This is a genomic window from Klebsiella sp. 64, from assembly GCF_018223915.1.
GTDB classification, from domain to species: domain Bacteria; phylum Pseudomonadota; class Gammaproteobacteria; order Enterobacterales; family Enterobacteriaceae; genus Klebsiella; species Klebsiella pneumoniae.
In genome coordinates, this window is sequence record NZ_JAGRQZ010000012.1 from 116,348 (window position 1) to 136,508 (window position 20,161).

A 20,161-nucleotide genomic window follows, 5' to 3' on the forward strand; every position below is an offset into this window, starting at 1 on the left:
GTAATCGAAGGGTAACGAAAGGTGAACGATAATTTTCGAAAGGTTGGATGAGCCAGCGCTGATGGCTGGCTCGGGCGGTCAAGAGAGTTTGAGCAGGATTTTGCCTTGCATTGGCGCGCCGTTGAGCGCCTGCACTGCACGAGCGAAGCTTTCTGCGTCGCCACGATGGGCGATCAGCGGCGCCAGCTGCAGGCGTTTTTCAGTCAGCAGACGGGTGGCCGTTTGCCACTCTTCTCCCGGCCACGGGCCAGAGTAGTTCATCCAGCTACCCACAATATTCAACTCCTTACGCAGAATCTGCCCGAAGGTGGCTGCCGGGAGGGTTAAATCGTGATGAAGCGTGCCAACCAACGCCAGCTGCGCCCGCGGACCGGCGGCCTCAATCGCCAGCGCGACGGTCTGCGGCGTACCGGCGGTCTCGAGGACTAACTGGTCGAACTGAATGGATTCCAGCGCCTGCTGAATCGCCTGGCCGCTCATCTCGCGACTGTTGAACACATGGGTTGCGCCGAGGGTTTTGGCCAGCTCCAGCTTCTGCGGATTGATATCGATCGCCGTGACGCTGTTGGCGCCCAGTTCGCGGGCGCACTGTAGCGCCAGCAGGCCGATGGTGCCGGCGCCGATAATAATCACGTTTTTACCTTCACAGCCCTGCGCCAGATGAAAAGCGTGCAGGCCAACGGTTATCGGTTCGATAAACGCGCCATCATCAATTGGCATCTGGTCCGGCAGGCGGAACAGGTTGGCGCGCTTTACCACCACATATTCGGCGTTGCCGCCTTCGCTGCGTGAGCCGACGAACTGATACTGTTTACATAAAGAGAAATACTCGCGCTGGCATTGCGGGCACTGGAAGCAAGGCAGCAGCGGCACGCAGGCGACGGCATCGCCGGGCTGCAGGTCGGTTACCGCCGCGCCGTAGGATTCCACATAACCGCTGAATTCGTGCCCCAGCGTAATAGGGTAGTAATGCGCCCCTTTGGCGAAAATGCGCGGGATATCGGAGCCGCATAACCCGGAACTGACCACTTTGACCAGGACATCGTTTTCCGTTTGCAGCGTGGGGATAGGGCGTTCTTCAACGCAGACGTTCCCCTCAGCATGGATTACCACTGATTTCATAACATTCTCCAGCTATAAGATTCAGGGGAGCGAACGCTCCCCTTTTAGATCAAGACATGCCTGTACTTTGTTGCGGGGCAGCGCTTTTTTCTGCTTTTTCCGCGGCGATGAAGCCGCGAGCGCGACGCCAGGTCAGTAGAACGCCGGCCAGATAGATGATGCCGATGACCGCGAAGCCAACCACATTTTGCCAGGTAAAGAGCTGGATCAGCAGCCAGGTAATCGGCGAACCACCCTGGTCCATTGAGGCCACCATGCCGCCGGCTTTCAGGGCCCCGGCGTTTGCCGCCAGCTGGGTGTGCAGGCCAATGGTCTGGGTGGCGATCCACAGGGTGATTCCCATAATGATGACCCCGGAAATCAACGTGCGGAACAGATTGCCCTGATGTACAGCCACTGCCATCGCTACGAAGAAGCCGATGGTGGCCAGGTCACCAAATGGCAGAACCTGGTTGCCAGGGACCACGACGGCGATAAGAATGGTCAGCGGGATGAAAATCAGGCTGGCCGAGACTACCGAGGTATGACCGAGCAGCAGCGCCGGATCGAGACCAATCAGGAATTCCTGGCCGCCGAATTTAGCCTGCAGACGTTTACGCGCCTGTTTGGCTATCGGGGTGAGGCCATCCATAATCGGTTTGATCACCCGGGGCATCAGCAGCATCACCGCTGCGGTTTTCACCGCCAGCTGAAGAATGCCCTTCAGGTCGTAACCCGCCAGCGCGCCAATCACCAGCCCCATGACGAAGCCAACGGTAACCGGTTCACCGAAGGGGCCGAAGCGTTTCTGAATGTCATCGGCGCTAAAGTGAATACGGTTAAGACCGGGGATCTTGTCGATGATGGTATCCACGAGGACGGCAACTGGCCCTAAATACGCCGAACTGCCGTGCGGGATCGCAATACCCTCGAGGCCGAAGAAATCGCGGGTATCTTTGGCAAACCAATCGCCCAGCTTATACACAAAAGCAGCATGCACCACCACGCCGAGAATACCTATCCAGTACGACCCGGTCGCGATATGCAGCATTGCGCCGGTAAAGGTCATATGCCAGATGTTCCAGATATCAACATTCACCACGCGGGTCATACGGGTAACCAGCATCACGATATTGACCGCGATGGCCACCGGGATCGCCACCAGGGCGATTTGCGACGCCCAGGTCATCGGTGATGAACCCGGCCAACCGATGTCTATCACGTGAAGATTAATCTGGAAATGCTCCGCCATCGCCTTTGCCGCCGGGCCGATGGAGTCGAGCATCAGGCCAATGACCAGCCCGATGCCGACAAACCCGATCCCGATATGTAGACCGGATTTAAAACAATCCCCGAGCTTCATCCCCAGTAATTTGGAGAAGATAATGATCACGATCGGCAGCATCACCGTCGGACCGAGATCGAGGATATAACGCATGATTTCGCTAAACATGGCGTTTACTCCGCGAGGATGCCGAGGATTTTCTGTTGTAAGGCTTCAATGCCGACGCCCGAGACGAATGGCATGCCGTGCACCACCGGAATGTCGCCGAAGGTCCGCTCCACGCGCGCGGTGGTGCAGATCAGGTCCGCCCCGTCCATGTAGGTTTCGATTTCATTGACCCGGCACTGCACCAAATCCAGTTCAATATTGTGGTCTGCACATAGCTCTTTAATCTCTTCTGCCGCCATCGTGGAGGTGGCGACGGCACCGCCGCAGGCGACGATAACTTTACGTTTCATAGGGTACCCCTTTTATTATCAGTATCTTATGAAGCCACGGCGCTAAGCTCGGGCTCAAGGATTAATTGCTGGAACCGCACCGGCAGCCGATCGTCGGAAGCGGCGAGCAGTGCCTCCAGCGTGTGCGGATTTTGTAGCTCACTAAATAACCGGCGCAGCAGCTTCAGCTGTGCCGCCGGGTTTTCAACAATCAGCGCGATGATGAGCGAAACGTCGATTTCGCCGTCGTCGTCAGCGCGCTGAAAAGAGACCGGCATGTCCGGACGTATCAGGTAAATGGCCGGTGATTTCGCGTGGATCGCTTCGCAGTGCGGGATAGCGACAGCATGCTTCTCCAGGGCGATGCCGGTGGGAAAAGTCGCTTCGCGTTCGAGCAGGGCGGCGGGATAGCTGTCATGTACGACGCCTCGCGCCAGCATCTCTGCGCCAATGTGTTCCAGTGCCTGCTGACTGGAACTGAAATGAATGCCGGTACGAACAAACAGTTGACTCATATATCCTCTTAACTTCACGCGGTTTCAGAAGAACAGCCGTAGCGATAGGCACGCAGGACATCCTGGATTTTGTCGAGGATCAGCGCGTGCGGCTCGGCGTTCAGTTCATTCAGCGACAGTCGTTCAAACTGCACCGGCATATACTGGCTGATAAGCCCCAGCGGTAGTTTAGCGTCGGTCAGATTAGCGATAAGTTTCTCAACGCTTTGGCGAATACGCGGATGCGGCCAGTAATAACGGATACGGTCGGAAAGGCTGAAGTGGATATCGACCATCGCCTGGCTCCAGGTGGGGCGATAGTATTTTTTCCAGTAGCCGGGTTCGTTAAGCATCACTTCGTCGATCACCTCCATCACGCGACTGCGAGACTCCGGGGCGATCAGCTCATTTTCCATTTGGGCGAGGGCAAAGATGGCTTCACGCAGGGCAAAGGTGAGCGCCGGGCCGACTTTCAGAATGGCGAAGTGGTCGCGGACCAGCGCACGATAAGCCTGGCGGGTCTGGTAGTCGGTGGAGTGCGCTTCGTAGACCATCGGGGTGCTTTCGATCCAGGCGGAGAGCGCTTTCGCTTCCTGCGGCTGGTAATGAATGATTTGCGTATGGTCGAACTCCACGCCGGGCTGCACGACGATGGCGATAACTCGCTCCAGCGCGGCGTCGAGCCCCAGCTTACGGAAGGCGGCTTCATGGGTTTCGAGCGTCGCGGCGGCATCCTGCGCCCGGGTGACATGTACGCTGCCGATGGTGCTGGCCTCGCCGCCAGGAACCGGAACTTCGGTCCCGATGACGTAGGTCAGGTGGCGCTTTTGCTCATCGCTGGCGGTCTCTTCGGCAGCCTGACACAGGCGAGCGGCGCGCTCAGCAACCACACCAGGATCCAGCGGCACCGGATCGTCAGCACAGGACATTGATGCATCGAGATGGATTTTACTAAAGCCGGCGGCGACGTAGGCTTTGATCAGGTCGATTGATTTTTCCATCGCCACGGCGGCCGGTTCGTCTTGCCAGCAGTTCGGTCCAAGATGGTCGCCGCCAAGAATAATGCGCTCCGCCGGAAAACCGACGGTACGCGCGATGTTGTAGACGAAGTCGCGGAAATCGGCCGGCTGCATGCCGGTGTAGCCACCAAACTGATTCACCTGGTTGGACGTCGCTTCGATCAGCACCTTATTGTTGGTCGACAGGTCGAAACGTAACGCCGCTTCGATAACCAGCGGATGCGCCGAACATACTGAACAGATACCGATATGTTCGCCTGACTTATGGCGAGTGATAATGTCTTTCATTTACAACCTCCGTTTTCTTTCGAATATATTCGTTATGTTTTGTTTTGGTCGCAAATGGCTTTGTTTTGATTTGTGATCTGTATCGATAAATAGTGGTGTAACGCAGTGAAAGGTATCGTCTTTCGAGACAAAAACGCCCTGATCACGAAGACAGGGCGTTTTTAATTGATTGAAAATTAACTAAATAGTCGGGATAGCCAGCTGCGTTTCGTTTTGACGGCTTCCTGGGAGACCTGCTGCGGCTGGGCGGCAATTTCGCCGAGACCGGCGTTAAAAGCGTCACCAATGGCTTTTAACGCCTGCTGTGCATCGTTGCCGCTGGCCATAAAGTGCAGACGATGACCCTGTTTGGCGCCCAGCGATACGACGCGCATCAGATTCTTGGCATCAACAATGGCGGAGCGCGTATCAAGGTTTTCGACCCGGATTTGCGATCGCCACTGCTTGACGGCTTTCACCAGCACCGCGCTGGGACGGGCATGTAGCCCGTGCGGATTACGCAGGGTAAAGGTGGCCTCTTCGTCAAATTGCGGCGCGGGTTGTGGTTCTTCGCCTGCTGGCAGAGGAATGTCGCCGGCGAGAATTTCCAGCACCGCCTGGGGGGTATCAGCGCGCGTCAGCGCCTCAGGTACTCGATCATCGCCCAGAGCATGGGTGAGCTGGCGCAAAATATCGAGATGCTCATTGTCCTGAGCCGCGATACCGACAATCAGATAGGCGGTTTGCTCCTCACCCCAGTCAACCCCCTGCGGACAAGCCAGCACCTTAACGCCCGTTTTAAGCACTGCGTCGCGACTGTGCGGCGTACCGTGGGGAATGGCAATGCCGTTGCCCAGATAGGTGCTGATTTGCCCCTCGCGCTCGCGCATGCCTTGTAGATAGTCTGCCCGCGTATGTCCGGCATGGGTCAGGGCTGCAACGACACGCTGTAGCGCCTCGTCTTTTGTTTTGACCTGACGATCGAAACAAATATCGGCAGAAGTCAGTTGCATAGCTTGCTCCTTATTTCATGGCGCCAGCAAGAGCTGTCGCTTTGTCAGTGCGTTTTTGCCACAGCCGCCAGCATCCCAGCATAAGTGCCCCGCAGGCGGAACCGGCGAGAATGCACAGCACCCACATCAACGGTTTACTGACCAGCGGCAGGATTAAGAAGCCGCCGTGCGGTGCCGGAACCTGAATATGCAGGCTGTAGCTGAGTACCGCAGAAATTGAGGAGGCGATCATCATCATCGGGATCACCCGCAGCGGATCCTTGGCGGCAAAGGGAATTGCACCTTCGGTAATGTGTGTGCAGCCGAGGATATAGTTGACCATCCCGGCGGCGCGTTCCTCCTCGCTAAAGCCTTTCGGAAAGAACGTGGTCGCCAGAGCGATGACCAGCGGCGGCGTGATGCAGGCGGCAGATACACCGGCCATAAAGAAGTAGTTACCTTGACCCAGCAGCAACGTACCGGTGACATAGGCCGCTTTGTTGACCGGCCCGCCGAAGTCGAAGGAGCACATTGCGCCTACCACGATCCCCAGCAGGATTGGGTTGGCTTCCTGTAAAGAGCTGAGCCAGTTCATCATGCCATTGTTGATCGCTGCCACCGGCTGGCCGAGCAGAACCATCATCACGCCGATCACCAGGACGCCGATCAGCGGCATAATAAAGATCGACTTCAGCCCTTCGTACTGGCGCGGCAGACCGTCGAGCAGATGACGGATCAGCAGCATAAAATATCCGGCGGCAAAACCGGCGATGATCCCACCGAGAAACCCGGCGCCGGTGGCGTTCGCCAGCAGACCGCCGACAAAACCGGCAACCATGCCAGGGCGGCCAGATATCGACCAGGCAATGTAGGCGGTAAACACCGGCACCATGATCGAGAACGCCTGCTGACCGACTTTCATCAGCGTGGCGGCAATCACGTTATACTGCGGTGAATTCGGGTCGGCGGAGTAGATGCCCCATAAGAAAGATACAGCGATTAAGATCCCGCCGGCGACAACGAACGGTAGCATGTTGGAAACGCCGCTCATCAGATGTTTGTAAATCTGTCGGCCGAACGATTCTCGCTCATATTTCTCGTCTGGATCCGTTGCCGCGGAGAATCCCTGACGACGCGGCGCCTGACCGTTAACGACTTTATTAATTAATTCCGCCGGATGATGAATGGCTTCTTTAACCGGCACCTCAATAACCGGTAAACCATTAAAACGTTCGGCATTAACATCTTTATCGGCAGCGATAATCACGCCATAAATATCCTTCAGGTCTTCCGGCGTAATGGCGTTTTCTACGCCGGAAGCGCCATTGGTTTCGACTTTTATTTCAACGTTTAATTTTTTCGCTGCGGTTTTTAAGGCCTCTTCAGCCATAAATGTATGAGCAATACCTGTAGGGCAGCCGGTCACGGCAATAATTTTTTTCATAATCGGACCTTTATAATTGGACGATCTGAAGTTGTTGTAATAATTCTTGCGTACGGTTTAATTTACCCAGCCCGGCGGAGGCGGCCACATCAGCGCCGGTGGCGCTGGCCAGCGCCAGGGCCTGGGGAATATCGTCTGTGTTAAGCCAATGGCTGAGGAATGCACCCAGCGCGGCATCGCCGGCGCAGGCCGAGCTGACCAGTTCGATTTTCGGTGCCGAGCAGAACCACAGTTGCGCGCCGTTCGAAAAATAGAGCCCTTGCGCGCCAAGGGTCAGCAGAACATTGCGAGCCCCGAGCTGGTGGAGCGTTTGCATTGCTTCGCGTACCCGCCGGGGGCTGCTGACATCCAGACCAAAGATCTCTTTCAGCTCGTCGTCATTGGGTTTAATCAATAGTGGACGCCACTCTAACAGCTGGCGCAGCACCGGGTGGCTGATATCTAAGATGACTTCACACCCTTTCTGCTGGCACAGCACCAGAATCTCGCTATAGAACCGGCTCTCTATTCCCGGTGGCAGACTGCCGCTGATAACTAAATAATCACCGGGCGCGACGCACTGTAAATGGTGAAGAATTTGTTCTTTTCCTTCATCGTCAATCCGCGCGCCGGGATTTACCAGTTTGTATTCATCACTGCCGTCGTTAATAAATATATTTATACGGGTCGGTTCAGCGACCCATGCCGGTGTGACATTAATATGCTGTTTGCGTAGTTCCTCAACGATATAGCGGCCGGTAAAACCGCCGAATATGCCCATGACATGGGTTGGCTGCTGGTAATGATGTAATACCAGCGAGACGTTAACCCCTTTACCATTCGGGCAATATTCCGTTTGCCGGGTGCGGTTGACTGCCGCCGGCTGGAGCGGATCGCAAAAGATATTCATATCGATCGCGGTATTCAGTGTCAGGGTGTGGATCACAACAAGGCTCCTTCGATCCGCTGATTACAGTTGTCCTTCGCAGCCACAAACGTGAATGACTTTGCGAACGACCTCTTTCATTGCCGCTTTCGCCGGTTTCATATAGTGACGAGGATCGTTGGCGCCCGGATTTTCCAGGAAGTAGGCTTTCAGCGCATCCGAGAAAGCGATTTTTAGTTCGGTGGCGACGTTGACTTTGCATACGCCCAGAGAAATGGCGCGACGAATATCACTATCCGGCAGGCCGGAAGCGCCATGCAGAACCAGCGGAACGTCAACGCAGTCGCGAATAGCCGCCAGGCGCTCAAAATCAAGCTTCGGTTCGGCGGTGTAAAGGCCGTGCGCGGTACCAATGGCGACGGCCAGCGAATCAATACCGGTACGAGCGACAAATTCGCGGGCCTGTTCGGGGTTGGTATAGAGCGCATCTTTAGCATCGACCACCAGATCGTCTTCAACTCCGCCCAGACGGCCCAGCTCGGCTTCAACGCTGGCATCATAGCGGTGGCTCAACTCCACCACGCTTTTTACCAGTGCCACATTCTCCTCGAACGGTGAGTGAGAGCCATCGATCATGACCGAGCGGATCCCTGCCTGCACTTTGCGCGTGATATCAGCCAGATCCTCGTGATGATCGAGGTGCAGGGCGAGCGGGAGATCCCACTTTTTTGCCAGATCGCGGGCGATCGCCACCACGTTGCCGGTGCCGGCATAGCTGTAGGTACCGGGGGTGCCGGCAAGGATCAAGGGGGAGCGCAACTCAGCCGCCGTTTCAACAACGACCTGCATGGTTTCGAGGTTATGGATATTGAAAGCCGGCACGGCATAACTCTGTCGCTGAGCTTTTAATAGCATGTTTTTACTGGAAATGATGTACATTTTAGTCCTCTGTTTTCATCTTGTAAGTTATTTTTGGTTAATAACCTTCAGTTTGAAAGTAATGTAACGATCGTCTCGCCTTTTAGGTGTGATCCACCGCACACAATGATGAATTAATTTTTAAAATGAAAGTTAATAGTATTTATAAGGTTTCTTTTTTAAAGTTTAAGTTGGTAAGGTGCCAATTTGTAACTACATGATTAATATCGATTTGCTGATTGATGGCGGGATAGGGCTACAGCCGCGGTTTGACATTGCAAGAGGGAAATTTAAAAATGAAAGTTATTCCAGGAGAAAATAATAAGGCATAAACCGTGGCAAAACCGTCAACCAGCTTGCTGAAAAGGCGCTTGGACATCGCAGAGATCGTTCGTAAGAACGGCGAGATCAAAGTCGACGATCTGGCAGAAATGCTGGCTGTTTCCGGGGTGACAATCCGTAACGATCTCAACTACCTCGAGCAGCAGGGCTACTTGAAACGCTCTTTTGGCGGGGCGATTTATACCGCCCAGGCTGGCGCGCCGGTTGCGATGACCCGAGAAGCGCCTGCCGTCAGAGATAAAGCGCTGGAGACGGAAATGGCTCGCCAGGTGGCGGCGCAGATAGAAAATGGCGAAACGCTGTTTCTAGGCCAGGGTTCCATTTTGCGTAAAGTGATCCCCTTTCTGGCCAACAGAGAAGAGCTTTGCCTGCTATTAAATGATCTGGGCCACGTCGCGCTGGCGCAGGAGTTTTTAAATGGGGAAACCGTTCTGCTTGGCGGGGTGTTGTCCGGTCAGGGGCGGATTGTGGAGGGCGAACTGGCGCTGAAGGCGTTGGGTCATTACCGCCCTTCACGTGCGCTGATAGCGGTGGACCACATTGCTGAAGACGGCACGCTAAGCGTGCGTAACGAGGTTACGGCACATTTGTTAAGCGAAGCGGTGGCCCAGAGTAAACGAGTCATTGCGATTGTCGCTTCCCGGCCGGTCTATGGCGAGAAACGTTATGCTGTGGGTGAATTACAGCAGATCAGCAGCGTCGTGACCCCTCAGGTCGTCGCGGCAGAGTACCATGCCTGCTTCCTCGCCGCGGGTTTGACCAACAGCTATACCAACAATGAATGCCTGACATGGCTCAACACGGCTTTGCATAAGACAAACCAGGAGCGGTGATGAACGTAACCATTTGCACCATCGGCGAGCTGCTGGTGGAGTTTCTCGCCAAGGAAGAGAATCAGGGGTTTTCCCGTCCCGGTGAATTTTGGGGGCCCTATCCCAGCGGGGCGCCGGCAATATTTGCCGATCAGGTGGCAAAGCTGGGTTTCGGCTCCGTGTTGTTTAGCTGTGTGGGCAACGACGCATTTGGCGAGATGAATATTGCGCGGCTGGAGAAAGACGGCGTCAACGTCAACGGCATCGCTATGCTGCAGAAAGCGACTACCGGTAGCGCCTTCGTCAGCTATCGTAGCCAGGCGCAGCGCGATTTTATTTTTAATATGCCTAACAGCGCCTGCGGTCTGCTGACTGCCGACCACATTGACGAAGCGTTGCTAAATCAGTGTCAGCATTTTCATATTATGGGGTCATCGCTATTCTCGTTCCGTATTATCGATGCGATGCGTAAAGCGATTGAAAACATTAAAGGCCGCAGCGGCACAGTATCGTTCGACCCAAATATTCGCAAAGAGATGCTGAACATCCCGGAGATGTCGCAGGCCTTTGAATATATCCTCGACTACACCGATATCTTCCTGCCGAGCGATGGCGAGCTGGATTACTTTGGTCTCAATCCGGAACGCAATGAGCAGGTCCTGGTTGATAAGCTACTGAAACGCGGCGTGAAGCATGTGGTGATTAAACGCGGGCCGCGTGGCGCAAGCTACTTTAGCGCCAACGAGACGCACCATGTCGCCGGCTTCAGCGTGCCGGTGGTGGATCCGACTGGTGCCGGGGATTGCTTTGGCGCCACTTTTGTTAGTCTGTTCCTCAATGGCGCCACGCCCCGGGAGGCGCTGAGATGGGCAAACGCCAGCGGCTCGCTGGCGATTAGCCAACGCGGCCCCATGGAAGGCACCTCGACGCAGGCGGAGATCAGCGCTTTTCTTGCCGCCCAGCATCCCTAACCAACAAGCCCGGATAGATCCGGGCTAAAAGTGGTTAAATCCTTACGCTCTCGATCAGGTTACCGGCGCCGGGTTAAATACCGCCAGCTGGTTGTGCAGGCCCCATTGATCGGAGAAGGTTTTTTTGCGTCCGCTGGCGACGTCGAGAATAAATTCGAACAGCTTCCGCCCGACATCCTCAATCGTCTCTTCGCCAGTGGCGATGGTCCCGGCGTTAATGTCCATTAAGTCATACCAGCGGTTGGCCAGCTCGGTACGGGTCGCCATTTTTATCACCGGTACCGCCATCAGTCCGTACGGCGTACCGCGACCGGTGGTGAATACCTGCACCGTGATGCCAGAGGCTACCTGCTGGGTGCCGCAGACAAAATCGCTGGCGGGGGTTGCGGCGTAAATGAGGCCGCGTTTGGTCGGACGCTGCCCCGGAGAGAGCACCTCAACGATGGCGCTTTTCCCTGATTTGGCAATCGACCCCAGCGCTTTTTCCACCACGTTGGCCAGACCGCCTTTCTTGTTGCCGGGGGAGGGGTTAGCGCTGCGGTCGGTTTTGCCCATATCAAGATAGTTATCGTACCAGGCCATCTCTTCCAGCAGACGTTTACCGACCTCTTCGTTAATCGCCCGCGGGGTCAACAGATGAATGGCGTCGCGTACTTCGGTCACTTCCGAGAACATCACCGTCGCGCCGCAGCGCACCAGCAGGTCGGACGCGTAACCTACCGCCGGGTTGGCGGTCACGCCTGAAAAGGCGTCGCTGCCGCCGCACTGCATCCCGACCACCAGCTCAGAGGCCGGGCAGGTTTCCCGCTGGCGCTGGTTCAGTTTCGCCAGGTGGCGCTCGGCGACCTGCAGAATGTCATCGACCATCGATTTAAAACCAACATGCTTTTCATCCTGCAGGCTGACGATGCTGGCGCTGTCCACCGGGATACTTTTGACGTCTTCCGTGCCCTGCAGCAGGCGTTCCGGCTGCAGCTTCTCACAGCCGAGGCCAATGACCATCACCTCGCCGCCGAAGTTTGGGTTGAGGGCGATATTATGAATGGTGCGAATCGGCACTACCGCCGCCGGCGCATTAATCGCCACGCCGCAGCCGTAGAGATGATTCAGGCCCACCACGCCATCGACGTTGGGATAGTTTGGCAGCAGGTCGCGTTCAATGATTTTCACCACGTAATCGACCACGCCAGCGACGCAGTGCACGCTGGTGGTAATACCCAGCAGATTCTTGGTACCCACGCTGCCGTCAGCATTGCGGTAGCCTTCGAAGGTGTAACCTTCCAGCGGCGGTAGCGGTTCAGGCACTTTAGTGGCCAGCGGCAGGGTATTCAGCGGCGGGGCGGTGGGCAGCTCCACCAGCGACTCGTCAATCCAGCTTCCCTGCGGGATATCGCGTACGGCATAGCCAATGACTTCGCCGTAGCGGATGATTTCACCATGGGCGGGGATATCCACCAGGGCAACTTTGTGACCCTGCGGGATATGCTCGACGAGCGTCAGGCCGTCCGGGAAACGCGTTCCGGCGGTTAAGCCGCGATCGTTGACAATAATCGCCACATTATCTGTCGGGTCAACTTTAATATAAAACGCGGTCGGCGATTGTTGTCGAATTGCAATGTCAGCCATTGTCCAGTCATCTCCAAACAGGTGCTAATAATAAAATAAAACGCTAATTCATTTGCTACGTATCAGTATGATGGAATAAAGGATGTCAGCTGAGTTGATTTTAAAATGTGATCGGCATCACTCCTTTTTATGACGCTAACCTCTGCAGGGCAGGCAATCGTAAGAAGTGTGGATTAGCGCCCATGACTTATGGCATAAGCACAATTATGGATTTAAATAATAACTTTATATTGTGGGTATGCATAGTGTCTGGCGGGGGCGTGCTGATTATACTGAGTCATGTTTTTGAGGTGATCGATATGCGAATAGACAATTTCAATATCGTCTTTTAAATAAATCAGAAACCACTTAAAACAATTATAAAAGGTGTTCTGTGCCCGAGGAATGTCTAAATGATTTTGGATTCTACATTAGATGAAAAAAAAGGAATACCGACCCGCTATTTAATTCTGTTGATGATATTTGTGGTGACGGCAGTGAACTATGGCGACCGCGCGACCTTGTCTATCGCCGGTACTGAAGTCGCGAAAGAGCTGGGGCTCAGCGCGGTGTCGATGGGATACATTTTTTCCGCCTTCGGCTGGGCTTATCTGCTGATGCAGATCCCTGGCGGCTGGCTGCTGGATAAATTTGGCTCGAAAAAGGTTTACTCATACAGTCTGTTTTTCTGGTCACTGTTTACCTTCCTGCAAGGCTTTATTGATGTGTTCCCGCTCGCCTGGGCCGGGGTCTCCATGTTCTTTATGCGTTTTATGCTGGGCTTTTCCGAAGCGCCCTCGTTTCCCGCCAACGCCCGCATTGTGGCGGCCTGGTTTCCGGCCAAAGAGCGGGGTACGGCTTCAGCTATCTTTAATGCCGCTCAGTACTTCTCGCTGGCTCTGTTCTCGCCGCTGCTCGGCTGGCTGACCTTCGCGCTGGGCTGGGAACATGTCTTTACCGTGATGGGGATAATAGGGTTTGTGCTCACCATCATCTGGGTGAAGTTTGTGCATAACCCCACCGATCATCCGCGAATGTCCGCCGCGGAGCTGAAATATATCTCAGAAGGCGGCGCAGTGGTCGATATGGACCATAAAAAAGAGGCCACCCCGGCGGCCGGGCCGAAGATGGACTATATCCGCCAGTTGCTGACTAACCGAATGATGTTAGGCGTATTTTTCGGTCAGTATTTCCTGAATACCATTACATGGTTCTTCCTGACGTGGTTTCCGATCTACCTCGTGCAGGACAAGGGAATGTCGATTCTGAAAGTGGGGTTTGTGGCTTCGATTCCGGCGCTGTTTGGCTTTGCTGGCGGCGTACTGGGCGGGCTGTTTTCGGATTATCTGATTGGCCGCGGCTGCACGCTGACTTTTGCGCGTAAGCTGCCCATTGTGCTGGGAATGCTGCTGGCGTCGTCCATCATCCTGTGTAACTACACGGCCAGCACGCCGCTGGTCATTACGCTTATGGCGCTGGCGTTCTTTGGCAAAGGCTTTGGCGCGCTGGGCTGGCCGGTTATCTCGGATGTCGCGCCGAAGGAGATTGTTGGCCTGTGCGGCGGGGTATTCAACGTCTTTGGCAATGTGGCCTCGATCGCCACGCCGCTGGTTATTGGCTACATCGTGAGCGAACTGCACTCATTTAATGGCGCACTGATTTTTGTTGGCGGCTCCGCGCTGATGATGATGGTCTGCTACCTGTTTGTGGTTGGCGATATCAAACGTATGGAATTGCAGAAGTAAGCAACGATTAACGCAAGGTAAAAATCATGGATAACGCAATTTTTCCGAACAAATTTAAGGCCGCGCTGGCGGCGCATCAGGTGCAGATTGGCTGCTGGTGCGCTTTGGCTAACCCGATTAGCACCGAGGTGCTGGGTCTGGCGGGGTTCGACTGGCTGGTGCTGGACGCGGAACACGCGCCAAACGACGTCACCACGCTCATTCCGCAGCTGATGGCCCTGAAAGGTAGCTCCAGCGCGCAGGTAGTCCGTGTGCCGACCAATGAACCCATCATCATCAAGCGTATGCTGGACATCGGCTTCTATAACTTCCTGGTGCCGTTTGTCGAGACGGCTGAACAGGCGGCGCAGGCGGTGGCTTCGACCCGTTATCCGCCGGAAGGGATCCGCGGGGTCTCCGTTTCCCACCGCGGCAATATGTTTGGCACCGTGCCGGACTACTTCGCCCAGTCCAACAAGAACATTTCCATTCTGGTGCAGATTGAGAGCCAGACCGGAGTAGACAACGTCGAGGCGATTGCCGCGACCGAGGGCGTGGACGGTGTGTTTGTCGGCCCGAGCGACCTGGCCGCCGCCTTAGGCCATTTGGGCAATGCCGCCCATCCTGAGGTGCAGCGCGCTATCCAACATATCTTCGCCAGCGCGAAGAAGCACGGTAAGCCAAGCGGCATTCTGGCGCCAGTGGAAGCCGATGCGCGCCGCTATCTGGAATGGGGCGCGACCTTCGTCGCCGTTGGCAGCGATCTGGGCGTCTTCCGTTCTGCAACCCAGAAACTTGCCGACGCGTTTAAAAAATAATCACCAGGATGAAGAGAGAGAACATTATGACAATCAAAGTAGGTTTTATCGGTCTTGGCATTATGGGCAAACCGATGAGCAAAAATTTGCTGAAAGCGGGTTACTCGCTGGTGGTGTCTGACCGTAACCCGGAAGCGATTGCCGACGTGATCGCCGCTGGCGCTGAGACCGCGACGACGCCGAAAGCGATTGCCGAACAGTGCGAGGTGATCATCACCATGCTGCCGAACTCTCCGCATGTTAAAGAGGTGGCGCTGGGTGAAAACGGCATTATTGAAGGGGCGAAACCGGGCACCGTGGTGATCGATATGAGCTCCATTGCGCCGCTGGCGAGTCGGGAAATCAGCGAAGCGCTGAAAGCCAAAGGTATTGATATGCTGGATGCGCCGGTGAGCGGCGGCGAACCGAAAGCCATCGACGGCACGCTGTCGGTCATGGTCGGCGGCGATAAAGCGATCTTCGATAAATACTACGATCTGATGAAAGCGATGGCCGGCTCCGTAGTGCATACCGGCGATATTGGCGCGGGCAACGTCACCAAACTGGCTAACCAGGTGATTGTCGCGCTGAACATCGCGGCGATGTCTGAAGCGCTGACCCTGGCGACTAAAGCCGGCGTCAATCCGGATCTGGTTTATCAGGCTATTCGCGGCGGTCTGGCGGGCAGTACCGTGCTGGATGCCAAAGCCCCGATGGTGATGGACCGTAACTTCAAACCGGGTTTCCGTATCGACCTGCATATTAAAGATCTGGCCAATGCGTTGGATACCTCACACGGCGTGGGCGCCCAACTGCCGCTGACGGCGGCGGTGATGGAGATGATGCAGGCGCTGCGCGCGGACGGTCTCGGCACTGCAGACCATAGCGCGCTGGCGTGCTATTACGAAAAACTGGCGAAAGTGGAAGTCACTCGCTAACAAGAAGGGCGCCCTGCGCGCCCTGTTATGCTTGCCTTGCGCGGCACTGTCAGGCTACAAAATTATGAAAATCGTCATTGCCCCAGACTCTTACAAAGAAAGCCTTTCTGCCAGCGAGGTAGCTCAGGCGATAGAAAAAGGATTTCGGGAAATTTTCCCTGATGCACAGTATGTTTCCCTGCCCGTCGCCGACGGCGGCGAGGGAACGGTGGAAGCCATGATTGCCGCCACGCAGGGAAAGGAACATTTCGCATGGGTAACGGGTCCGCTGGGTGAGAGAGTGAAGGCCTGCTGGGGCATGTCCGGCGACGGCGTCACCGCGTTTATTGAGATGGCGGCAGCCAGCGGTCTGGGGCTCGTTCCGCCCGACAAACGTAACCCGCTCATTACCACTTCACGGGGTACCGGGGAGCTAATATTACAGGCGCTGGAGCATGGTGCGGAACGGATCATTATCGGCATCGGCGGTAGTGCGACCAATGACGGTGGGGCGGGTATGATGCAGGCGCTAGGCGCCCGCCTCTGTGACGCCGAGGGACAAGAGATCGGCCATGGCGGGGGCAGTTTGAGCCGTCTGAGCCGGATCGATCTTTCCGCCATCGATCCGCGCTTACGTGACAGGATGATCCACGTGGCCTGCGATGTTACCAATCCGCTGGTGGGCGAGCGTGGGGCGTCGCGGATCTTTGGCCCACAGAAAGGGGCGACCGAGGCGATGATCGTCGAGCTGGATCGTAATCTGGCGCATTATGCCGACGTCATTAAGGCGTCGCTGCAGGTGGACGTGAAGTCGATCCCCGGCGCGGGAGCGGCCGGCGGCATGGGCGCGGCGCTGATGGCCTTTCTCAATGCGGAGCTGCGCAGCGGGATTGAGATCGTTACCGAGGCGCTGAAGCTGGAAGAACAAATCCATGACTGCTCACTGGTGGTCACCGGGGAAGGGCGGCTCGATAGCCAGTCTGTTCACGGTAAGGTGCCGGTGGGGGTGGCCCGGGTGGCGAAGAAATACCGTAAGCCGGTGATCGGTATTGCTGGCAGCCTGACTCACGATGTCGGCGTGGTTCACCAGCACGGTATCGATGCCGTATTCAGCGTGTTAACTTCCGTTTCGACGCTGGAAGAGGCATTTCGCGGGGCGTTTGATAATATTTACCGCGCGTCGCGTAATATTGCTGCCACCCTGCAGGTTGGGATGACCACTGAGGGATGACAACGGGCGGTAAACCCTCTATACTGCGCGCCGAAGCTGACCAGACAGTCGCCGCTTCGTCGTCGTCCTCCTTCGGGGGGAGACGGGCGGAGGGGAGGAAAGTCCGGGCTCCATAGGGCAAGGTGCCAGGTAACGCCTGGGGGGTGTCACAGCCCACGACCAGTGCAACAGAGAGCAAACCGCCGATGGCCCGCGCAAGCGGGATCAGGTAAGGGTGAAAGGGTGCGGTAAGAGCGCACCGCGCGGCTGGTAACAGTCCGCGGCACGGTAAACTCCACCCGGAGCAAGGCCAAATAGGGGTTCATAAGGTACGGCCCGTACTGAACCCGGGTAGGCTGCTTGAGCCAGTGAGCGATTGCTGGCCTAGATGAATGACTGTCCACGACAGAACCCGGCTTATCGGTCAGTTTCACCTTTTACGCAAAAGCCCCGCTCCGGCGGGGTTTTTGCTATTCGAATAGCGGAGAAAGGATGAATGACTGTCCACGACGCTATACCAAAAGAACGCGGCTTATCGGTCAGTTTCACCTTTTTATGTCAAAGCCCCGCTACGGCGGGGTTTTTGCTATTCGAATAGCGGAGAAAGGATGAATGACTGTCCACGACGCTATACCAAAAGAACGCGGCTTATCGGTCAGTTTCACCTTTTTATGTCAAAACCCCGCTTCGGCGGGGTTTTTGCTATCTGAACCCGTGACGAGGATGAATGACTATCCACGACGCTATACCAAAAGAAGGCGGCTTATCGGTCAGCTACCGTTATTTAACCACCTTAGGATTCTGTAGCGTCGGGATCGTGGAATCTTGCACCTGATGAACCTGGCCGACGATCGTGGCGACGCTGCCGTTGCTTAAAGCCTCTACGTCTGCGCTGTTATGCGAGCCAAAATTAAAGGTAAGACGTTTATCCGTTTTATTCTGTTCATCTCGCATGGTCACGATAAAATAGTAGCTGCCGGCGATACCGCTCTTCCGACGAATGTCGACAATCACCCCGCGTACCTTGACCCATTTACCCAGATAATCGCTGCTGGCTTTCGCCGGGTTGAGAGTAAACGGCTGCAGGAACTGAGCCACTGAATACGTCTGCATCGAAGCGACGGCGTCATCTCCGGGTTGAAATAATTTGTCTCCCGCGGAATAAAAGGCTTTAGAAGCCAGGCCGCAGCCGCTTAACAGCGAGATGACAAAAACCAGCGGTAATACGCGAAAACGTAATAACATCTCAATCTCCTTATCTATTTTTAAATGATATCCTTGATGCGCTGGATAACGTAATATGCGCTAATTAAATTAAAGGAAAAGTCACCACTGTCAAATATTTTGCTTGCTGTTGAAATTAAAATAAAACCTGGTGATGTTAGGGCGTCAACTATATAAGTTAACACGGTATTCATATTTTATATGTTTTAGTGAAGTATATTAGTGCTGTGGATATATATAATGTTTGGCTATCATTTTTTACATTTATTCACTGCGCCCTGTAAAATAATAATCCGCTATTTCTGCCACCTTTACTTCAGGAAAAAAAATGAAATTGATAACCCGTATTGCCTTTGCCACGCTGTTGACCACCGGTTTCTCTATCACGGCTCAGGCCGCAGACGTTAAGGCGGCGCCAGCACCGGCGCAGGATCCTATTGTTCAGCACTTAAAACTTACCAACGATCAGGTCGCGAAAATTAAAAGCCTGCATCAGCAGTTGGAGAGTAATGTCCAGCAGATTTCCCAACAGGAAATTAAAGACGGGGCTCTGATAAACGTAATTGATTCCGGTAAATGGGATGAAAAAGCGGTCAACGATCAGCTGGCGGCCTTCAGCAAGATTGATCAGCAGGTGCGTTATTACCGCGTGAAGTACTATTTTGAGGTGAATAAGGTACTGACGCCGGAGCAGCGCACGCAGGTGAAAAAAGATCTTGCCGACGCGCTGAGTGAATAATGCCATCGGCCCCTCGCGGGGCCGATATCTTCTTCAGGCCATTAATGAAAATCAACCCAGCCATTTTGCCGTTTCAGGCGAGACTTTCTTCATCCCGCAGGCGGATCTCCGCTTCGGCAACAATGGCTTCCAGTTCGCTAAGCATCTCATCATAACCAAAGCTGGCGGCCCCGGCGACTTGCGGTTGCACCGGGGCTAACGGCGTTGGTGACGCCTTTTTTCTGTTTTTCTTCTTACTCACTGACAGACTCCATCACTTCCGTTGTTACACCGGTAAATCTATCAGCAAAGCGCGCAGCGGCGTATCGGCGACGAGGGTAATGTTAGCTTCGTCACGAATAAATGCGCCGTCACCGCAGGTGAGAGCCTGCTTTTGCTGTTCCTGTGCGACGGCATGGACGGAGCCGTGAATCGACTGCAGGTAGGCGCGTGGACCATGTAATTGCACGTTGATCTGCTCACCTTTCTCCATCGCGATATGGTAGACCCAGGCCTGTTGGCGAAGCTGGAGGCTGTTATCCCCGCCCTCCGGAGAGGCCAGCAGCTGCAGCGTCGCGTCTGCGACATTGATTTTCTGCTGCAGCGGGTTTTCCCGCTGCGGGCAGGCATCAAGCCAAAGTTGCATTCGCGTTAACGACTGCTCTTTACTCAGATTATGCTCGCTATAGCTCACGCCAGGCTGGGTGGCGATCAGCAGCGCTTCACCGGCTTTGGCCTGCACGTGGTTGCCGTCGCTGTCGCGATACTCCGCTTCGCCTTCCAGAATCAGGTTCAGGATATCGACTCTTGGGTACGTTCTGGCCTGGAAGGAAGCGCCGGGCGCCAGCACTTCCTGGTTGAGGACGCGCAAGGATGCGAAGCCCAGTAATTTCGGGTCGAAGTAGTGGCCAAAGGAGAAGGTGTAGCGGGCCTGCAGCCAGCCGAAGTCTGCTTGTCCGCATTGTTTGGCTGTTCGGGTAGTAATCATGTTCTTGACCTCTCTTTACACTAAATCAATG

20 protein-coding genes and 1 other RNA gene are annotated in these 20,161 nt (G+C 55.1%); 8 read left to right on the forward strand and 13 right to left on the reverse strand.

What is annotated here, in order from left to right; genetic code table 11:
- Window positions 1-78 precede the first annotated feature (78 nt).
- From gatD to KHQ23_RS09720, 9 genes are all read right to left on the reverse strand, one after another.
- Window positions 79-1,122 (reverse strand): galactitol-1-phosphate 5-dehydrogenase, encoded by a 1,044-nt coding sequence (gene gatD, locus KHQ23_RS09680; protein WP_004149917.1) that lies wholly within the window; start codon window positions 1,120-1,122, stop codon window positions 79-81.
- Window positions 1,123-1,171: 49 nt separating this feature from the next.
- A complete protein-coding gene (locus tag KHQ23_RS09685; protein ID WP_002918121.1) occupies window positions 1,172-2,554 on the reverse strand; it encodes a galactitol-specific PTS transporter subunit IIC in 1,383 nt (460 codons plus the stop codon).
- A 5-nt stretch (window positions 2,555-2,559) separates the two neighbouring features.
- The gene (gene gatB, locus KHQ23_RS09690) at window positions 2,560-2,844 is read right to left on the reverse strand and encodes a PTS galactitol transporter subunit IIB (RefSeq protein WP_002918119.1); all 285 of its coding nucleotides are present in this window, start codon (window positions 2,842-2,844) and stop codon (window positions 2,560-2,562) included.
- Window positions 2,845-2,870: 26 nt separating this feature from the next.
- Window positions 2,871-3,338, reverse strand: a complete 468-nt coding sequence (gatA, locus tag KHQ23_RS09695; RefSeq protein WP_002918116.1) for a PTS galactitol transporter subunit IIA — start codon at window positions 3,336-3,338, stop codon at window positions 2,871-2,873.
- Between the two features lie 14 nt (window positions 3,339-3,352).
- A complete protein-coding gene (gatZ, locus tag KHQ23_RS09700) occupies window positions 3,353-4,624 on the reverse strand; it encodes a tagatose-bisphosphate aldolase subunit GatZ (RefSeq protein ID WP_002918071.1) in 1,272 nt (423 codons plus the stop codon).
- 176 nt (window positions 4,625-4,800) lie between these two features.
- Window positions 4,801-5,616, reverse strand: a complete 816-nt coding sequence (locus tag KHQ23_RS09705) for an HPr family phosphocarrier protein (protein ID WP_009484028.1) — start codon at window positions 5,614-5,616, stop codon at window positions 4,801-4,803.
- A gap of 10 nt (window positions 5,617-5,626) precedes the next feature.
- Window positions 5,627-7,039 (reverse strand): PTS fructose transporter subunit IIC, encoded by a 1,413-nt coding sequence (locus KHQ23_RS09710; protein ID WP_004149915.1) that lies wholly within the window; start codon window positions 7,037-7,039, stop codon window positions 5,627-5,629.
- A 10-nt stretch (window positions 7,040-7,049) separates the two neighbouring features.
- Window positions 7,050-7,964, reverse strand: coding sequence for a 1-phosphofructokinase (gene pfkB / locus KHQ23_RS09715; protein WP_002917970.1), 915 nt, complete (start codon window positions 7,962-7,964; stop codon window positions 7,050-7,052).
- A gap of 24 nt (window positions 7,965-7,988) precedes the next feature.
- Entirely contained in the window at window positions 7,989-8,843 is an 855-nt protein-coding gene (locus KHQ23_RS09720; protein WP_002917968.1) for a tagatose bisphosphate family class II aldolase, read from the reverse strand.
- Between the two features lie 350 nt (window positions 8,844-9,193).
- On the opposite strand from KHQ23_RS09720, the gene KHQ23_RS09725 reads away from it, so the two are divergent.
- Together KHQ23_RS09725 and KHQ23_RS09730 are read left to right on the forward strand one after the other, a co-directional pair.
- Complete coding sequence (locus tag KHQ23_RS09725) at window positions 9,194-9,997, forward strand: DeoR/GlpR family DNA-binding transcription regulator (protein ID WP_004218217.1); 804 nt, start codon at window positions 9,194-9,196, stop codon at window positions 9,995-9,997.
- Window positions 9,997-10,947 (forward strand): sugar kinase, encoded by a 951-nt coding sequence (locus KHQ23_RS09730; RefSeq protein ID WP_002917963.1) that lies wholly within the window; start codon window positions 9,997-9,999, stop codon window positions 10,945-10,947. Before KHQ23_RS09725 ends, KHQ23_RS09730 begins: the two co-directional genes overlap by 1 nt.
- Before the next feature lie 54 nt (window positions 10,948-11,001).
- Here KHQ23_RS09730 and garD read toward each other — a convergent pair whose 3' ends face one another.
- Window positions 11,002-12,573: a galactarate dehydratase gene (gene garD / locus KHQ23_RS09735; protein WP_002917960.1), complete on the reverse strand. Its 1,572-nt coding sequence runs from the start codon at window positions 12,571-12,573 to the stop codon at window positions 11,002-11,004.
- Window positions 12,574-12,965: 392 nt separating this feature from the next.
- Between garD and KHQ23_RS09740 the strand changes: the two genes are divergently transcribed.
- The 5 genes from KHQ23_RS09740 to rnpB all read left to right on the forward strand — a co-directional run bounded on the left by KHQ23_RS09740 (window position 12,966) and on the right by rnpB (window position 17,636).
- Window positions 12,966-14,297 (forward strand): MFS transporter, encoded by a 1,332-nt coding sequence (locus KHQ23_RS09740; RefSeq protein WP_004149911.1) that lies wholly within the window; start codon window positions 12,966-12,968, stop codon window positions 14,295-14,297.
- Between the two features lie 26 nt (window positions 14,298-14,323).
- Window positions 14,324-15,094, forward strand: coding sequence for a 2-dehydro-3-deoxyglucarate aldolase (gene garL / locus KHQ23_RS09745; RefSeq protein WP_002917954.1), 771 nt, complete (start codon window positions 14,324-14,326; stop codon window positions 15,092-15,094).
- Window positions 15,095-15,120: 26 nt separating this feature from the next.
- Window positions 15,121-16,011, forward strand: coding sequence for a 2-hydroxy-3-oxopropionate reductase (gene garR / locus KHQ23_RS09750; protein ID WP_002917952.1), 891 nt, complete (start codon window positions 15,121-15,123; stop codon window positions 16,009-16,011).
- Window positions 16,012-16,075: 64 nt separating this feature from the next.
- Window positions 16,076-17,221: a glycerate 2-kinase gene (gene garK / locus KHQ23_RS09755; RefSeq protein WP_004900844.1), complete on the forward strand. Its 1,146-nt coding sequence runs from the start codon at window positions 16,076-16,078 to the stop codon at window positions 17,219-17,221.
- A 32-nt stretch (window positions 17,222-17,253) separates the two neighbouring features.
- An RNA gene (rnpB, locus tag KHQ23_RS09760) (RNase P RNA component class A) lies at window positions 17,254-17,636 on the forward strand.
- A gap of 344 nt (window positions 17,637-17,980) precedes the next feature.
- Here the strand turns inward: rnpB and KHQ23_RS09765 are convergent.
- The gene (locus tag KHQ23_RS09765) at window positions 17,981-18,445 is read right to left on the reverse strand and encodes an OB-fold putative lipoprotein (protein WP_004150939.1); all 465 of its coding nucleotides are present in this window, start codon (window positions 18,443-18,445) and stop codon (window positions 17,981-17,983) included.
- Window positions 18,446-18,752: 307 nt separating this feature from the next.
- Here KHQ23_RS09765 and KHQ23_RS09770 point away from each other — a divergent pair, with 307 nt between their 5' ends.
- Window positions 18,753-19,163: a Spy/CpxP family protein refolding chaperone gene (locus tag KHQ23_RS09770; protein ID WP_004149907.1), complete on the forward strand. Its 411-nt coding sequence runs from the start codon at window positions 18,753-18,755 to the stop codon at window positions 19,161-19,163.
- A 73-nt stretch (window positions 19,164-19,236) separates the two neighbouring features.
- On the opposite strand, the gene KHQ23_RS09775 is transcribed toward KHQ23_RS09770, so the two are convergent.
- Window positions 19,237-19,404, reverse strand: a complete 168-nt coding sequence (locus KHQ23_RS09775) for a hypothetical protein (RefSeq protein WP_002917926.1) — start codon at window positions 19,402-19,404, stop codon at window positions 19,237-19,239.
- Between the two features lie 24 nt (window positions 19,405-19,428).
- Entirely contained in the window at window positions 19,429-20,130 is a 702-nt protein-coding gene (locus KHQ23_RS09780) for a pirin family protein (protein WP_047693955.1), read from the reverse strand.
- Window positions 20,131-20,161: the final 31 nt, after the last annotated feature.

Excerpts from the sequence above, each read along its gene's own strand:
- gatZ (WP_002918071.1), bottom strand. The coding sequence starts at position 4,624 with ATGAAAGACATTATCACTCGCCATAAGTCAGGCGAACATATCGGTATC.
- garK (WP_004900844.1), top strand. The coding sequence starts at position 16,076 with ATGAAAATCGTCATTGCCCCAGACTCTTACAAAGAAAGCCTTTCTGCC.
- KHQ23_RS09730 (WP_002917963.1), top strand. The coding sequence starts at position 9,997 with ATGAACGTAACCATTTGCACCATCGGCGAGCTGCTGGTGGAGTTTCTC.
- gatB (WP_002918119.1), bottom strand. The coding sequence starts at position 2,844 with ATGAAACGTAAAGTTATCGTCGCCTGCGGCGGTGCCGTCGCCACCTCC.
- KHQ23_RS09720 (WP_002917968.1), bottom strand. The coding sequence starts at position 8,843 with ATGTACATCATTTCCAGTAAAAACATGCTATTAAAAGCTCAGCGACAG.
- KHQ23_RS09780 (WP_047693955.1), bottom strand. The coding sequence starts at position 20,130 with ATGATTACTACCCGAACAGCCAAACAATGCGGACAAGCAGACTTCGGC.
- KHQ23_RS09685 (WP_002918121.1), bottom strand. The coding sequence starts at position 2,554 with ATGTTTAGCGAAATCATGCGTTATATCCTCGATCTCGGTCCGACGGTG.
- KHQ23_RS09765 (WP_004150939.1), bottom strand. The coding sequence starts at position 18,445 with ATGTTATTACGTTTTCGCGTATTACCGCTGGTTTTTGTCATCTCGCTG.
- KHQ23_RS09740 (WP_004149911.1), top strand. The coding sequence starts at position 12,966 with ATGATTTTGGATTCTACATTAGATGAAAAAAAAGGAATACCGACCCGC.
- KHQ23_RS09705 (WP_009484028.1), bottom strand. The coding sequence starts at position 5,616 with ATGCAACTGACTTCTGCCGATATTTGTTTCGATCGTCAGGTCAAAACA.
- KHQ23_RS09770 (WP_004149907.1), top strand. The coding sequence starts at position 18,753 with ATGAAATTGATAACCCGTATTGCCTTTGCCACGCTGTTGACCACCGGT.
- garR (WP_002917952.1), top strand. The coding sequence starts at position 15,121 with ATGACAATCAAAGTAGGTTTTATCGGTCTTGGCATTATGGGCAAACCG.
- gatD (WP_004149917.1), bottom strand. The coding sequence starts at position 1,122 with ATGAAATCAGTGGTAATCCATGCTGAGGGGAACGTCTGCGTTGAAGAA.
- KHQ23_RS09710 (WP_004149915.1), bottom strand. The coding sequence starts at position 7,039 with ATGAAAAAAATTATTGCCGTGACCGGCTGCCCTACAGGTATTGCTCAT.
- garL (WP_002917954.1), top strand. The coding sequence starts at position 14,324 with ATGGATAACGCAATTTTTCCGAACAAATTTAAGGCCGCGCTGGCGGCG.
- gatA (WP_002918116.1), bottom strand. The coding sequence starts at position 3,338 with ATGAGTCAACTGTTTGTTCGTACCGGCATTCATTTCAGTTCCAGTCAG.
- garD (WP_002917960.1), bottom strand. The coding sequence starts at position 12,573 with ATGGCTGACATTGCAATTCGACAACAATCGCCGACCGCGTTTTATATT.